Here is a 16,216-nt window from a genome sequence, read left to right as displayed (position 1 = left end):
ATATTTATGCATTTAAAAATGTATTAATTTCCGTTTTTATGCATATCAAATGTATATTATGGCTGATATAACTCATTAATATACACCTTGCAAATGAATATGGCCCGGAGGACCGGCAACAGAAGCCATACGAAGAGGTCGTGAAAAATCAAAATTCCACCCCATAGAAGTACTTGGAGTGATTTTCCTTAGCACCCTCTGCAACGCTGAGTTTTCATAAAGAAAACTCAGTGATTGCAGAGGGCCTAGTACTTCTTAGGGGTGGAATTTTAGATTTTTCCGAGCTCGCAGTACTGTGCTTCTGTTGCCGGCCCTCCGGGCTCTTTCATTCATTCGTAGTTTCGAGCAGTGCCCCCGGCGCGCCCAGCGTCTTCCGGTTCCGCACACAGGTCTCCAGCGAAATCGCCTCATAAATATCCGGATCGATCTCGTCACATACTGTATGATACTCATCGATCGTCAGATCATCGAGCGCACAGCCCTTCTGCTCACAGAGCAGCACCAGCTCCCCGACGATGCCATGCGCCGTACGGAACGGCACACCCTTCCGCACGAGATAATCCGCCACATCCGTCGCATTCGTGAAGCCGAGCTTCGCCGACTCCTCCATCCGCGCCCGGTTCCAGCTCATGGTCGCCAGCATATCCTTCATGAGAATCACCGAATTCTGCACGGTATCCATCGCGTCGAACGCGAGCTCCTTATCCTCCTGCATATCCTTATTATAGGCGAGCGGCAGCCCCTTCATCACCGTCAGGAGACTCATCAGCGCACCATATACCCGACCGGACTTGCCACGGATCAGCTCCGCGATATCCGGATTCTTCTTCTGTGGCATGATGCTCGAGCCCGTCGAATACTTGTCCGAGATCTTCACGAACTTATACTCGTTCGAGTTCCAGATGCAGATTTCCTCGCTGAGACGGCTGAGGTGCATCTGGATCGTCGCGAGATCGAAGAGGTACTCGAGGAGATAGTCACGATCCGACACCGAATCCATCGAGTTCTCGGTCGGCTTCCGGAAGCCGAGCTTCCGCGCAGTGAAGTCGCGGTCGAGCGGGTAAGTCGTCCCGGCGAAGGCACCGGCACCGAGCGGACACTCATTGAGTCGGTCCCTGGTATCCCCGAGCCGGCTGACATCACGCAGGAACATCGCACGGTACACGCCCATGTGGTGCGCCAGCGTCGTCGGCTGGGCCTTCTGGAGATGCGTGAAGCCCGGCATATAGCTCGCCCGGTTCTCCGCCATGATCCCCTCGACCGTATCAAGCAGCGCCTGCATATGCCCAATCAGTTCATCGATGTGGTCCCGCGTATACATCTTCATGTCGAGCGCCACCTGGTCATTCCGGCTCCGTCCGGTATGCAGACGCTTCCCCGGCTCCCCGATGCGCTCCGTCAGCTCCGCCTCGACGAAGCTGTGGATATCCTCGGCGTCACCCTCGATGACGAGCTTCCCGTCCTCGATATCCTGCAGGATCCCCTTGAGACCCGCGATGATCGCCGCACTGTCCTCCTGCGAGATGATCCCCTGCCGTCCGAGCATCTCCGCATGTGCGATCGAGCCCGTGATATCCTGCCGGTACATCCGCTTGTCGAAGCTCAGCGACTCGTTAAATTCCTCCGTCCGCTGATCCTCCGCCTCTGTAAATCGTCCACCCCAAAGCTTCATAATTTCCCCCTCCGGACGTTTCCCGTCCTTTATTCTTCATGAATTGCGATGATCTCGAGATCCGCATCGTCTTCGTTTCCGTTCGTATCCTCTGCCAATGCTTCCGGCGTCGCATCGTCACCATCCGCAGGCGCCGCTGTATTCAGGTCATCCTCCGCCTGAAGTTCCTCCTCGAACACAGCTGCTTCGTCGTCCTCTACGACCGCATGTTCCGTGGTCGCAGACGGATCCGCATCTTCATCCTCCTGCGTCAGCTCCTCATATTCCCGGAGCCCGTCGCTCAGCAGTCCGAAGCGCCGTGTGATCAGCCAGATCGCCAGCAGCATCACGAGGCTGAGCACCGTGATGAGGCCGCCGAGGACGAGGCCCTGCGGCATGAAGCGCAGCTCGATCGTATGCGTGCCCGGCGTGAGCTCTACCCCGAGGAAGGTATCCTTCACCTCGGTGATGTCGGTCTCCACACCGTCCACGAAGATCTTCCAGCCCGGATCATACGGGATGCTCGTCATCATGACGCCACCCTTCTCCGTCGTGATCGTCCCGGAAAGCTTCGTATCCTTCCAGCTCGTGAGCTCCAGGCTCTCGTCCTGCAGCACATCCTGCAGCGCGCGCAGCGCGTTGTAATCGAAACGATATACATCCGCCGACACGCTCTGCCCCTCGGTCTTACTGTGCAGGGTCACGGTATCGCCAGCCTCAAGATAGCCGAGCTCCAGAAGATACCCGCGGTCGACATTGTTGAAGCTCTTCTCGGTGTAGCCGTAATTCGCGCTTACCTGCTTCACCGCCGCGTTGTTCACGTAGGCATAGTACTCCCCTGCCTGATCAGCCGTGAAGCTGTAGTCCGCGTCATAGAACTCACCCAGCACACTGTCCATGACCGGTGCACAGTCGAGGGCCTCGCACAGACTGTTCTGCGCCAGTGCCGGCGTGCCGGCATGGGTATCCCAGGCATCCAGCGCCGACCCAGGCAGCATATAGCCGAGCGGCAGTGCGAACTCTGTCTGGTAGATACTGGTCATACCGGAGCTCGCGATATAGCTCAGTCCCATCTCTCCCGGTGCCTGCGGTTCCTCGGAGTAGATGTCGTATTTCACAGACATCAGCATATTCATGAGCGGCGTGGAGCCGGTGATCGAGTAGGCGTTCGTCGAGGACTCCATGCCCATACGCTTGAAGAAATCCGAGCAGTGAGCGTACGCCGTCGATGAAAAGAGCGATACACTCGGGAAGTTCATCCAGGCACCGTCGTCCTTCGTCTTCCGCGTGATCTTCTCAAAGCGGTAGAAGCCGTCATCCTCTGCACGAACGGCCTGCACGAGCTTTTCGACATCCTGATTGTCACTGACATACGCCGTTCGTGAGGTCGTCGTCACCGAGGTCACGGCCATGTTGAGGGTTGCCTCCACGGAAACGACCACCAGCATCGCGATGGCCGTCCAGCGATGTGTCCTCTTCGTGCGTGTCCGCTCGGTATAGAGGAAGCCGTAGTACAGAAGCACGAACAGACCGCTCAGATAGAACACACTGAAGTGGATCGCATCATCCGTCACGACCTTCTGCGTGACGAGGAGAAACGCGATGGCCATCCCGAAGGAAGCATTGACCTCCCTCGCAGAGGAGGCTGCCCGATCGAGCCAGGCCTCGTAGCAGAGCACGAGGATAAGGAAAATATATATGAAACTCTGGCGACATGGAAGTGAATTCGGGTAATGGAAGCCATGCCAGATGAAATTCAGGATGTTGACGCTGAAGCTCAGATAGAAGAAAACGAGCAGGAGGCCGTTTACGATCTTCTCCCGAAGCCCGATTTTCCGGTTCATGAAGTACAGCGGCAGCAGCAGGAACACGAGTGCGCCGGCGTAGATGTTCGGCCAGTGATCGAGGCCCTGCTCCGTCTCAACGAATGGCATATGCCGCGCGAACATATCGATGATCGTGAAGTACTGCGTCGCGGTCTGCGGGAAGTTCACGTCACTCGACGCCGTCATCTGCAGCGCATAGATCTCCGGCAGCAGTGTCACCGCTGCCAGTCCGCCCGCGATCAGAGAGTAGATCCCGAAGCGCAGGACACGAAGTCCCACGACACGTGCATCTCCGATCCCCTCGAGAACATTGAGACAGATGAAGTAGATGACCATGAAGATGCAGGTCATGATGGAAATATAGTAATTCGAAAGAATCGAGAGTCCCAGTGCGATCACATAAAGCATCGCGCTCTCCCCCCGCACGAGACGTTCGAACCCCAGCATGATCAGTGGAAACAGGATGATGCAGTCGAGCCACATGAGATTCCAGCTGTACGCAGAGATATAGCCGGACAGCGCATACAGAATCGCGATGAAGCTGCAGCCGAGTGTCTGCTGCGGAAAGCGGCGACGCAGGTACCAGCACATCGCAACACCTGCGAGCCCGATCTTCACGACGATCATATAGGTCATAAACTCGAGGATCAGTCCCTTCGGGCAGAGGAGCAGCAGCCAGTTCAGCGGGCTCGCGAGATAGTAGGCGTAGAGCGCGCTGAAATTGATGCCGAGACCGACATCCCAGCTGTACAGCAGTGAACCGCCATGATGGAGCTTATACTGAAACTCCGAGAAAAACGGCGCATACTGATGATACATATCGGTACGCAGAAAGGTTTCCTGTCCGAACGGAAAGATCCCCCGGAAAATAAAAATCAGAATCATCGCCACGACCGGGACGATAAACGCGATCAGGCAGGCTCTCCTGCCCTGCTTACTGTGCTTTTCCATCTTACAGCTCCTTTATGCATGTCTTTTTCCGGCGCCATGCAGACCTCAATATCCTCATATCCACAGTATGAACGAACAGGCTTCCGGCCATCACGGCGCTTCATCCTTCGCCTTCCCAAACACGAGAAACTTACTGAAAATATAATTCAGCACCGTCACGACCACCTGCACCAGCAGCTTCGCCAGCTTGTCATTCATGCCGAGCAGTGTCACCGTCACAAACATGATCAGCATATCGAGCAGCAGTGTGCCCACACGTGACATGTAAAAGCGGGCCGCCTCCGCACGCATCTTCGTACTGTGACTCTCAAACACGAATTTCCGGCTCATAAAATACGCGAAGGTCACCGCCGCGACCCAGGACAGAATATTCGCCAGCTGCAGCAGCAGCGGATTCCCCGGATCCAGCACCGTCAGCACGAGCCCATAGTAGACCCCGAGACTCACCACGGTCGTCAGCACCCCGACGATCAGGTAGTGCACGATTTCCTTGTAACGCGCATATAAACTCTGAAGCAGGTTCATAATAATCTCCTTTATGATCATCAACAGGGTAGAGTATACATAAATCCCCCATTCTTCGCAAGAAGACGGCATCACGGCTTCGGCAGGCAGGGGCCACGGCTTAGAGTTCACCGATCTCGGAGTACTGTGACTCCGTTGCCGCCCCTCCGGGTCCCCAGCCTAAACTGTCACCACCATCACAACGAAATGCAATTAAATTGTGTGAAACTGACTTTTCGAAAAGGAATTTTTGATATAAACTATATGTAAATTATGGTTAACTGCAAATGCGCACCGCCCCGAAGGCGTGCGTCTCATTCGCTGGAAAGGACGAATGGAGAAGAATTTGAAAAGAAGGAGGACCTAGATATTCATTACCTCGATCAGGCTGAAAACATCCTCTATATGGAGCTCTCCATCATCTTCGACGTGCCGAAGGACGAAGTTCCAAAGCTGATCCACCAGACGCTCGTACAGGAAAATGCCATTTAAAAAGGACCCTCATGGGTCCTTTTTATTTATGATATGGCTCGTGCGCATTGATCTTAAACGCACGGTACACCTGCTCGAGCAGGATCACCCGCATCAGCTGGTGCGGAAAGGTCATGCGGCTGAAGCTGAGCTTTCTGTCCGCACGCTTCAGCACGGCCGGACTAAGTCCCAGTGAACCGCCGATGATGAAGCTGATGTCCGAGCGTCCGCACAGCATCAGCTCCTGCACACGCTCCGCCAGCTGCTCGGAGCTCAGCATATCCCCCTCGATGGCGAGCGCGACCACATAGCTCCGATCACTGATCTTCGCGAGGATACGCTCCCCCTCGGTCTCCTTGATCCGGGCCTCCACCGTCTCCGGCGCATGCTCCGGTGTCTTCTCATCCGCAACCTCGATGATGCTGAGATCACAGTATGCAGACAGCCGCTTCGCATACTCCTGGATCGCATCCCGGAGGTACTTCTCCTTCACCTTTCCCACAACAATCAGATTAATCTTCATATATCCTGCCTGTCCCGATACCGAAAAGGCAGGGAGCCTCGAGCGCTCCGGATTTTCGGAGCCTCATCCGCTTCCTGCCTTCATCCTTATAAATCACTTACTTCCGTTCGATTGCGTCCGTAGGTTTTCGCCATGCCGATCATCGTCTGTACGCAGTGACCGTTCGAGTCAAACTGGTACTCCTGACCGTCGATGATATAGCTCTTATAGTAGCCTGCCGTATCACTTCCATACATACCGCTCGGAATGCCGGTCGTCGGATCGCTTCCGAAGTAGTAGTACTGCATACTTCCGTTCGTCGCCCGGATCTGTGCCCAGCCGCTGATGACCTTTCCGGCATCCGGGTTGTTCCGGGCCATGTTATCATACTGTGCGAAGAACCAGCGGCCGCTCGCATCCTGGAACCAGCCCTCGACCATATCGCCCTGCTCGTCGAAATAGTAGAAGCTCGCACCGATCTGTACCCACTTATGGGCGTAGGTCCACTGTGTGCTGGACGGTGTCAGATACAGAAGACGCCAGCTCGTCCCGGTATTCTCCCAGGCGAACTTGCTCTTCTGTGTCGCAGCTACCTCCTGAAGCTCGACCGCGCTTGCAGGGTGCTCGGCCGCCATAGCTGCCACTGGCGCAGTCATCGAAAGGGCCAGTGCCAGAGCGACACCCACTATATGTGTACGTTTCATGATCTGTTTCCTCCCACGTTTACTTTCTGAGGGCAGCGAGACGCTCGGTCACCTGCTGAAGAAGCTGTGTATTCCGCTGAAGCTTTTCACGCTCCTCCTCTACCTTTTCTGCCGGTGCCTTCGAAGTGAAGCGCTCGTTGTTCAGCATACCGGTGGAACGACGGATCTCTGCTTCCCACTTCTGCTTCTCCTTCTCGAGACGCTCAATCTCCTTTGCGATGTCAACGAGATCCGCAAACGGGATATGGATCACCGCATCCGGAATCGCTACCGTTACGGCATCGTCTGCGATGCCTGTTTTATCACTCTGAATTATAACATCCGATGCATAGGCGAGGGTAGCGAAGAATACCTTACTATGTTCGAACGTTTTTCTTACGCGCTCATTCTCGGTCACAACGTAGGTCATCGCCTTTCTGGACGGTGCAACGTTCATATTCGTACGAACATTACGGATCGAACGTACGGCTTCCTTGATGGTCTCGATCTCCGCCTCATCCTCCTGGAAGTTCAGTGTCTCACTGAACTCCGGCCACGACTGACACATCAGCGGTGTCTCCGGGTTCTCGAGGGTATCGAAGATCTCCTCGGTGATGAACGGGCAGAACGGATGCAGAAGCTTCAGCGACGTGATCAGCACATGCTTCAGTGTCCAGAGAGCGGCTGCCTTCGTCTCATCCTCTTCGTTCCAGAGACGTGGCTTCACCATCTCGATGTACCAGTCGCAGAACTCCTCCCAGATGAAGTTCTGTACCTTATCGAGGGCGATTCCGAGGTCAAAGGCTTCCAGATTACGGGTCACATCGGCAGCGAGGCTGTTCACCTTGCTGAGGATCCACTTATCCGCCATGGTCAGGTTCGCCGGCATCGTCTCCGGAAGATCTGCCTTATCGAGGTTCATCATGATAAAGCGGGACGCATTCCATACCTTATTCATGAAGTTTCTGGAGGCCTCGACTCTCGACCAGTAGAAACGCATGTCGTTACCCGGTGCATTACCGGTGAGGAGGGTCATACGAAGGGCGTCGGCGCCATACTTCCGGATGACCTCGAGCGGATCGATACCGTTGCCGAGCGACTTACTCATCTTCCGTCCCTGATCATCACGTACGAGTCCGTGGATCAGGACCTTATGGAACGGAACCTTACCGGTCTGCTCGAGCCCAGAGAATACCATACGAACTACCCAGAAGAAGATGATATCGTAGCCGGTCACGAGTACATCCGTCGGATAGAAGTATCTGTACTCCGGGGTATCCTCCGGCCAGCCAAGGGTCTCAAATGGCCAGAGTGCACTGGAGAACCAGGTATCGAGGGTATCCTCATCCTGTCGGAAGTGATGTCCACCGCACTTCGGGCAGCTCTCCGGTGCCTCGGTCCCGACCACCATCTCACCGCAGTCCTCACAGTAGTAAGCCGGGATACGGTGTCCCCACCAGAGCTGACGGGAGATACACCAGTCCTTGATATTCTCAAGCCAGTGAAGGTAGGTCTTACTGTAGTTCTCCGGAACGAACTGGAGCTCGCCGGTCTCGATGGCCTTGATCGCCGGCTTCGCCATCTCCTCCATACGTACGAACCACTGCGGCTTGATCATCGGCTCGACCGTGGTACCACAGCGGTCGTGGGTACCGACATTATGCTTCGTCGGAACGACCTTCACCAGCAGACCGAGATCGGTCAGATCCTGTACCATGGCCTTTCGTGCCTCATAACGGTCCATGCCATCATACTTCGATCCCGGGCAGTGGATGGTCGCATCATCGTTCAGGATCGTGATCTCCGGCAGATTATGACGCTTGCCGACCTCGAAGTCGTTCGGGTCGTGTGCCGGTGTGATCTTTACAGCACCGGTTCCGAAGGTCATATCCGCATGCTCATCACCGACGATCGGGATCTCACGATCCGTAAGCGGAAGCTTCACCATCTTGCCGATCATGTCCTTATAGCGCGGATCCTCCGGATTGACGGCGACGGCGGTATCACCGAGCAGAGTCTCCGGACGGGTGGTTGCGATCTCGATCTGACCAGAACCATCCGCCAGCGGATAGAGGATATGCCAGAAGTGACCTTCCTGCTCCTCGTGGTTTACCTCTGCATCACTGAGGGAAGTGTGGCAGACCGGACACCAGTTGATGATTCTGGAGCCCTTATAGATATAGCCCTTCTTATACAGATTGATGAAGGTAGTCTGAACGGCGTGTGTGCAGCCCTCGTCCATGGTAAAACGAAGTCTGTCCCAGTCGGCGCTGGAGCCGATCTTGTGGAGCTGGTTGACGATTCTGGACTCGTACTCCTCCTTCCACTTCCAGGCCTCCTTCAGGAAGCCCTCACGACCGAGCGCATGCTTATCGATGCCTCTCTCCTTCAGCTGATTGGTGACCTTCACCTCCGTTGCGATCGCCGCATGATCACTGCCCGGCTGCCACAGTGCTTCATAGCCCTGCATACGCTTCCAGCGGATCAGGGAATCCTGCAGTGTGTTATCGAGGGCATGGCCCATGTGCAGCTGACCGGTAACGTTTGGTGGCGGCATCATGATGGTAAACGGCTTCTTGTTCGGGTTGACCTCCGCATGGAAATAGTGGCCCTTCAGCCACATGTCATAGATGCGGTCCTCAACCTCCTCCGGGTTGTACTGCTTTGCAAGTTCTTTCATAATCATTTCCTTCTTCTATCTATATTCTGAGATGGGTGATGGTGTTCCGGTCGTCTGCACTACCTGATCTTCCGCAGGGCGGAGACGCCACTTCTTTTATACCTTCTCGCGGTATTCCTTTTTCCACTTAACCAGCCAGAGCTTCGCTTCCTTCCGGAATTCGCTGCGATCCCGCTGGTAGACGTCGTCGACCTGGCGGACATGCTCGGAAGCCTCTGCCTGTGTCAGTACATTATCATACTGAAGCTCCCAATCTGCAAGCATTTCCGTATCGATATGGTCGATATACTTTTCGATCGTCTTGACGGACGGTTCGAGCTTCGAGATGAAGTAGAGCTTACGCAGCGGTTCCATCGCCGCGGTCTCGACGAAGACCTGCTCGAAGATATCCGATGCACGGCGGAACTGCATGACCGTCACGCAGGCACTGCCGAGCTTCATCTTGACGAGCATGCTGTCCTGATAGTGCAGCGACTCGGTATAGGCCTCGATCGCCCGGCCATAGCGGCCCATGTGAAAGTATGCATCGCCGAGCAGATCATAGAACTGGTCACGATCGATGTGACGAAGACGCCTGTACTCGGTCTCGAAGTAACTGATCTCCTGCTGCGTGTAGTAGTTGCTCTCACGGAGAATCATGAGCAGCAGACGTTCCTGGAGCTCTCCACCTTCACCGGAGCCCATGTACTGCTCGAGCTTCGCGGCGAGGATACCCATGTGCAGCTCATCACGGATCCAGCCACTCAGCTTCCGGTCCACGAGATCGGTCGGCAGCATGATCGGATAGTGGTAGATCACATAGGAAAGCTCCTGGATCGACCAGAGATTGATATCCAGTTTTTCATAGTAGAACGGGTGCTGTGCACACCTTGTACATAGTAATAAGCCCATATTTCCCGCCTTATTTAAACCTTGTCCGCGAGGTCGATCTCCTCGGTGATTTCCTGTCCGCTGGATGGGAAGAGGTCACCGAAGCCGAGATCCTGTACGGTGACGCGGAGGGTCTCCGCATCCACAAACTCCGTCGACATGCGTATCCTCGTCGTACGGTTCTCCCGCTTCGGGAAGAGGTCGAGCATCATGCGAAGACGGATCGGACGACGTGGATGGGCGAGGGAGGTGACCTGAAAATCGATGTAGTCCTGGTCGTCCTCGATCAGCTCATAGGAGGTTCTCGAGTCCATCCAGTTCGTACCGGCCTTGACGATCGGCAGATTTTCTTCCTTCTCGTTGATCACGACACGTGCAGAGATATCCGCACGCACGCGTGTATCGCAGAGAATCGTGTACTCCTCGCTCTTTCCCTCATCGATGTTCCGGGCATGAATCTCTGCACCGATACAGAAGAGTCCCGGCTCGATCAGCACACGGCGACGATTGCAGATGAAATTCATGAAGTTCGTCGCGAAATTCGTATCCCGGAAGCCGCGCCCGCAGAGAAAGACCGCAGAGTAGGCGTCCTTCCCCAGTGTCCGCTCCGCAACGGTCGTCAGTATCCGGTCGGCGATCTTCCCGCCGGAGGTCGTCTTCAGGATATCGAGGTTGAAGGCCTCCGTTTCCGCCTCCGAACCAAGCAGCGCGAAGCGACGGATTCCGCGGGATACATGCATCTCATAGTAGCAGAGACACTGATTATTTAATTCAAACATGCCCACCTTACGATTGTAAAGGCTGGAATCCTGGTGCAGCACGAAATGCGCGAAGCTTTCCGTATGGCTGATGATGTGCAGGTTCTCCTCCCGGACACCGGTCCGGAGGATGGCCTCCTGCAGCTTCTCCACCATAGCGCGGCTTGCCTTTCGGATCGTGACGACGACGATGTCTCCACTTCGATCCTCCTCGCTCGGATCCTCCTCTGTCCGGAGGAGCTCCTGAAAGTAATGATAGACGATATCGATCGCCGTATACTTCACGCGCGAGATGGTGGCCGTCCCGTTTTTTTCGAGCAGGCTGACCAGTTTATCGACGATCACACCATAGCCGGCGAGGGTTTCCTTATAGGCCTCCTCTCCGACCGTCCAGCGATCGTCCTTTTTATGTTTGGCGATGACTGTCGGCAGCGGTTTCGTTACCGTCTCATCATTGATACAGACATTCGTATAGTCATCGTCCAGTGAAATTCCTATATATCGACTCACAGAACTGCTCTCCTTACTCCACACTCTTCGCTTCCGTCATCTCCTTCGTGAAAAGGGCCTCGATGACGGCTTCATTCCGAACATAACGGTGCATGGCCTCGTATAACTCCTGGTCCTGGTCCTTTCCGATCAGTCCGGACATCTCGCTCAGAATATCGTAGGTGTCCCCCTTCAGGCGCACGGTACCGTCCCAGGCGATGCTGCCACTGGTCGCCGGCACCTGGTCCTTCGTAGATTCATAGATCTGGTACTCTGCGCGCTCTCCGGCAAACAGTGTCACCGGACGCACATAGATATTCTGATAGATTCTCACGATCTCTTCCTCCTCGAAATCCCCCTGATCCGGGAGGATACGGAGATACAGAGACGGGCGGATATCCTTATGACCATGGTACTCGATATAGTACCGGTCCATCACGCTGTCCGGAATCCGCACGAAACGGTACAGCGTTCTCGTATATGCAAAAATCAGCTTCTTCCGGATCAGATAGTCCATCGTATCCTGAAGCACGAGCTTTTCTTCTCCGTTCAGATCCTTCTGCTCGGACATGTGCTTCGACATCGCCAGCAGATAGATCACCGGGACACGCTCCTTATAGCGCTCATCCCGCACGATGCCATAGATATCCGAGAACACCTTCTCCCGGATCACCCGACCATCGATGAAGTAATCCACCGCGCGCTTCGTGATATAGGCACGCAGCAGCACATTTTCCGCATCCGGGAAGCTCCGGTAGAGCTCGAATACATCGTCGAGCCCCTGCTCGGTCCGGCTGAACAGCATCTGCGCCAGCAGACGTTCCGCCATCTCCCGCTGCCCGTCCGCCTTCAGCTTCTGTCCACGCAGCAGAATCGCCAGCATATCCCCGGACAGACCGTTGTAGTACTCCATCAGATAACGCAGGATCGTCTTATCCTTCGTACCGAGCGTAAACAGATCGTAGCCGAGATCCATGAGCTCCGCGGAACGCGTATGGCGCTCCGCGGCGACAAGGCTTCGTACCAGCTTCTCGAGGTACGGACGATCCAGATCACGCTCACCGCTCGACAGCATCCGGCGATAGGCTTCCTCAAACATATTCTGCCGGATCAGTGTCCGAAGCAGCATCTTCTGCTCACTGTGGTCGAGCTCCTGCTGAGGGATCTCCGCAAGGAACTGCTTTTCCTCCTCACTAAGCTCAGGCTCCGAGTCCCGCAGCTTATCATGATATCTCAGAATCACATTCAGAAGATAGGCGCGGTATGGTCCGGCGAGTGGCATCTCGCGTATCACTGATTCGAGAAGCTGCAGCTCCTCCGCACTCTGGATACCATTTCGTGCGATGCGCCGTGCCCGGGCAAGCTTCAGCATCGGCTGCTCCGGCACCACCTGGAAGCAGCGCTTCTCGAGCTCCGGCTTCTCCATGATCCGGGTCTTCTCATAGCTGATATCCGTGTAACGGTCTCCGTACGCATCCTGGAACAGCAGCACACTGTTCTCGAAGAACAGCGGAATATACGCACTCCCCTCCTTCAGCGGATAGAGCTCCTCTCGCTGAAGCTCCAGGTAGCGCACGACGACATAGCGCATCCGCGGGTCGCTGGTCGACACGCGATAGGCGCGAAGAATCGCCGGCAGTACCGTACCGATCCGTTCGTCCACCATATCCACGAGGACCATACGCTCATACAGCACACTCAGACGCTGGTCGAAGGCCGACTTCAGCAGCTGGTCGATCGTGAACTTCTGGATCTTCTTCTCGAAGCGCTGATAGATATCCTCCTCCGCGCCGAAGTTCATCACGACGTTATAGAACAGTGGCAGCTTCATGTTCTCCGGGATATCGTACTCATAGGCGAAGTAGAGATAGACCTCGCGTGGCAGACGCCCCTGGTAGCCCTTCGGCATCGCATACATATAGTACTCGTACAGCCGGGTGATCTGTGACTGCATCTCGATCGCCCGCTGATAGATCCGAAACGCCAGCTCCGTCGTCGCACCTGCACGTATACAGCAGCCGGCCGCCTCCTCGATGAGCTCCGCGTCCTCCAGCGCTTCCACCGGTACGTCTGCTCTGTTCAATGTCTCCTTCGTGCACCCACTCTCTGCACGAGGCATCCGTGTCGTCGTCTCCTGCTTCGGATACCGGATGGCATACAGAAAGGCCTCGAGTGCATGTACCCTGTCCGGCCCCTTCCGGAGGCCATCATAGAGCGCACGAAAACGTGCATCGTTCATAAACGGTGCACGGACGAAATCATCATATTCAAATACACGGAGAGCCGCGCCCCCGTTTGTCTGATACAGCTTTACAAAGTCTTCCGGCGTACGTAAGCCCGGAATCACCTCGGCCGATGCGTAGGAACGAACCTCGAAGGCAAACGGAATCCGTGTTTCTCCACCGTTTGATACGATGCACAGTCCCCCCTCGATATGATCGCCATCCTCCAGCGCACGTGCGTCGACGAGCGCACTGATGCGGGTACGCAGTCCGAGAAAGGTATTCTTCTGAATCGTCACATATGGACTGTCCGAGTAGATCAGGCCCTTCAGAAGGATGCCATTCTCAGATGTCAGGGTCAGATCCAGTTTTAAGGTCTCGCCCGCGCAGACCATGCCGTGGAAGGCCGTATCGCTGAGACGAAGCTCGGGGCAGGCCAGATCGACGATGCCCCTGGCTAGCTTATTTATGCGTTCTTTCATAATCAAAAATCTCCATGAACGTATATTTTAACACAGAAAAGCCATGTGTAAAAGGGTCCGTCACATTGAAATACCCCCTCTTTCCTGTTATTATAATGAAATATAGAACGATAGAAAGGGCATTTTATGATTACCGAGCCTTTAACCCTGTATAAGCTGATGATTCTCTATCTGCTGAAGTCCATCAACTACCCGCTGACGAACAATCAGCTGAGTGCTTTCTTTCTGGATTATGAGTACACGACCTACTTCACCCTGCAGCAGGCGATATCCGCACTGGAGGACGCGCACCTGATCACCGCCCATACGACGCGAAATGCGACGCGCTATGAGATCACACGGGAGGGCTCCGAGACGCTGGAGCTCTTCGGCAGCGATATCTCGTCGGGTGCGATCGAGGATATGAACAAGTTTCTGAAGGCCAACAAGATCAAGCTGCGTCAGGAGTCCTCAAACTATACAGACTATGAGCAGGATGATAACGGGAACTATATCGTGCATATGGAGGTCCGGGAGGAAAGCTCTATCCTGTTCTCTGTCGATATCAATGTTCCGGATCAGGATTTCGCCGAGCGCATGTGTGCGAAGTGGGCCGCCAACAATCAGGAGATCTACGCATATATCATGAAGCAGCTCCTGAACTGATGTACAGGGTATAATCAAATAATTCCGCCGAGGGCCGACTCATAATACCTCTGAGACGGCCCTCGGCGGAATTTTAATTTATGCCTGTGCCGGTGCCTCGGACTCTGGTGCATCCAGAACCTCTACGGCCTGGTGTGTCTTCTCGGAGAGAAGCTTCTCTACGGAGCAGAGCTTTACACAGAGGCAGAACAGATTCGCCGCGATCTTCAGATCATCGACTGGCGGATAGGTCGGCGCGATACGGATATTCGTGTCCTCCGGATCGTGATGATACGGGAAGGTTGCGCCGGCATCGGTCAGCTTTACACCGGCCTTCTTGCAGTGGTCTACGACCGCCTTCGCACAGCCCGGCATGGTGTCGAAGCTGATGAAATATCCACCGTTCGGCTTCGTCCACTCACCGATACCGAGACCCCCGAGCTCCTTCTCGAAGATGCCCTCTACGGTCTCGAACTTCGGACGGATGATATCCGCATGCTTGCGCATATGCTCGATCATGCCATGGATATCCTTGAAGAAACGCACATGACGAAGCTGATTTACCTTATCATATCCGATGGTCTGGTGCTTCATCTGGTTACGGATATCATCCAGGTTGTTCGAGCTCGTCGCCAGCGCTGCGAGGCCGGAACCCGGGAAGGTGATCTTCGAGGTCGAGGCAAACTTATAGACCATATCCGGATTACCCGCGCGCTTACACTCGGCGAGGATCTCGATGAGGTAATCCTGGTTCTTATCATAGAGGTGATGTACACCGTAAGCGTTATCCCAGTAGATACGGAAGTCACGTGCAGCCGGCTGGAGACGTGCGAACCGGCGCACGGTCTCATCGCTGTAGCTGTAGCCCTGCGGGTTGGAGTACTTCGGAACGCACCAGATGCCCTTGATGGCGTCGTCTTCCTTCACGAGCTTCTCGACGATATCCATATCCGGGCCGGTCGGTGTCATCGGGACGTTGATCATCTCGATGCCGAAATACTCGGTGATACTGAAGTGACGGTCGTAGCCTGGTACCGGACAGAGCCACTTCACCTTATCGAGCTTACACCATGGCGTGGAACCCATAACGCCGTGGGTCATCGATCTCGAAATGGAATCATACATGACATTCAGTGAAGAGTTTCCATAGATGATGATGTTGTCCGGGTTGTTCTCCATCATATCCGAGAGCAGTTCCTTCGCCTCTTCGATACCGCCGAGTACACCGTAGTTACGGCAGTCGGTACCGTCCGCACAGTACATATCACAGCCGCTGGTCAGTGCATCCATCAGGCCCATGCTGAGATCCAGCTGCTCCTTACATGGCTTACCACGGCTCATATCGAGGCTCATCTCCATCGCCTGATACTTCTCGTATTGCTTCTTCAGCTCGTGAAGCTCCTTCTCGAGCTCGTCCTTCGTCATCTTCGTGTATGATTTCATAGCGAGATCCTCCTAACGGTGTGAACACAAACAAAACAAAAAAAGTATAATCAAAAAGCC

12 protein-coding genes are annotated in these 16,216 nt (G+C 54.8%); 2 read left to right on the top strand and 10 right to left on the bottom strand.

All coding sequences use genetic code 11. The features are described 5' to 3' along the window. Nucleotides 1-325: 325 nt before the first annotated feature. The 3 genes from argH to ACTQ52_RS02045 all read right to left on the bottom strand — a co-directional run bounded on the left by argH (nucleotide 326) and on the right by ACTQ52_RS02045 (nucleotide 4,953). Nucleotides 326-1,672: an argininosuccinate lyase gene (argH, locus tag ACTQ52_RS02055; RefSeq protein ID WP_441981628.1), complete on the bottom strand. Its 1,347-nt coding sequence runs from the start codon at nucleotides 1,670-1,672 to the stop codon at nucleotides 326-328. Nucleotides 1,673-1,701: 29 nt separating this feature from the next. Continuing rightward, nucleotides 1,702-4,428 carry a YfhO family protein gene (locus ACTQ52_RS02050; RefSeq protein ID WP_441981627.1) on the bottom strand — a complete coding sequence of 909 codons (2,727 nt, stop codon included), beginning with the start codon at nucleotides 4,426-4,428 and terminating at the stop codon, nucleotides 1,702-1,704. A gap of 90 nt (nucleotides 4,429-4,518) precedes the next feature. Continuing rightward, nucleotides 4,519-4,953: a GtrA family protein gene (locus tag ACTQ52_RS02045; protein WP_410042539.1), complete on the bottom strand. Its 435-nt coding sequence runs from the start codon at nucleotides 4,951-4,953 to the stop codon at nucleotides 4,519-4,521. Nucleotides 4,954-5,205: 252 nt separating this feature from the next. Here ACTQ52_RS02045 and ACTQ52_RS02040 point away from each other — a divergent pair, with 252 nt between their 5' ends. Continuing rightward, complete coding sequence (locus ACTQ52_RS02040) at nucleotides 5,206-5,424, top strand: hypothetical protein (RefSeq protein ID WP_441981626.1); 219 nt, start codon at nucleotides 5,206-5,208, stop codon at nucleotides 5,422-5,424. Nucleotides 5,425-5,446: 22 nt separating this feature from the next. Here the strand turns inward: ACTQ52_RS02040 and rlmH are convergent, their stop codons facing one another. The 6 genes from rlmH to ACTQ52_RS02010 all read right to left on the bottom strand — a co-directional run bounded on the left by rlmH (nucleotide 5,447) and on the right by ACTQ52_RS02010 (nucleotide 14,089). Further along, nucleotides 5,447-5,926: a 23S rRNA (pseudouridine(1915)-N(3))-methyltransferase RlmH gene (gene rlmH, locus ACTQ52_RS02035; protein WP_441981625.1), complete on the bottom strand. Its 480-nt coding sequence runs from the start codon at nucleotides 5,924-5,926 to the stop codon at nucleotides 5,447-5,449. Between the two features lie 86 nt (nucleotides 5,927-6,012). Continuing rightward, entirely contained in the window at nucleotides 6,013-6,609 is a 597-nt protein-coding gene (locus ACTQ52_RS02030) for a cell wall-binding protein (RefSeq protein WP_410042536.1), read from the bottom strand. A gap of 19 nt (nucleotides 6,610-6,628) precedes the next feature. Continuing rightward, nucleotides 6,629-9,268: a valine--tRNA ligase gene (locus ACTQ52_RS02025; RefSeq protein WP_410042535.1), complete on the bottom strand. Its 2,640-nt coding sequence runs from the start codon at nucleotides 9,266-9,268 to the stop codon at nucleotides 6,629-6,631. Between the two features lie 96 nt (nucleotides 9,269-9,364). Continuing rightward, the gene (locus ACTQ52_RS02020; protein WP_441981624.1) at nucleotides 9,365-10,159 is read right to left on the bottom strand and encodes a hypothetical protein; all 795 of its coding nucleotides are present in this window, start codon (nucleotides 10,157-10,159) and stop codon (nucleotides 9,365-9,367) included. Nucleotides 10,160-10,173: 14 nt separating this feature from the next. Then, nucleotides 10,174-11,406, bottom strand: coding sequence for a DUF5716 family protein (locus ACTQ52_RS02015; protein WP_441981623.1), 1,233 nt, complete (start codon nucleotides 11,404-11,406; stop codon nucleotides 10,174-10,176). Nucleotides 11,407-11,419: 13 nt separating this feature from the next. Next, complete coding sequence (locus ACTQ52_RS02010; RefSeq protein ID WP_441981622.1) at nucleotides 11,420-14,089, bottom strand: DUF5717 family protein; 2,670 nt, start codon at nucleotides 14,087-14,089, stop codon at nucleotides 11,420-11,422. A gap of 126 nt (nucleotides 14,090-14,215) precedes the next feature. Here ACTQ52_RS02010 and ACTQ52_RS02005 point away from each other — a divergent pair, with 126 nt between their 5' ends. Next, nucleotides 14,216-14,734 carry a DUF4364 family protein gene (locus ACTQ52_RS02005; RefSeq protein ID WP_410042531.1) on the top strand — a complete coding sequence of 173 codons (519 nt, stop codon included), beginning with the start codon at nucleotides 14,216-14,218 and terminating at the stop codon, nucleotides 14,732-14,734. A gap of 78 nt (nucleotides 14,735-14,812) precedes the next feature. Here the strand turns inward: ACTQ52_RS02005 and ACTQ52_RS02000 are convergent, their stop codons facing one another. Continuing rightward, complete coding sequence (locus tag ACTQ52_RS02000; RefSeq protein WP_410042530.1) at nucleotides 14,813-16,156, bottom strand: aminotransferase; 1,344 nt, start codon at nucleotides 16,154-16,156, stop codon at nucleotides 14,813-14,815. Between the last annotated feature and the right edge of the window lie 60 nt (nucleotides 16,157-16,216).

The sequence above is a fragment of the Oribacterium sp. Sow4_G1_1 genome (assembly GCF_052116105.1).
Lineage (GTDB): Bacteria > Bacillota > Clostridia > Lachnospirales > Lachnospiraceae > Oribacterium.
Note: the sequence above shows the minus strand (reverse complement) of the source record. Positions and strands in the feature narration are given on the sequence as shown.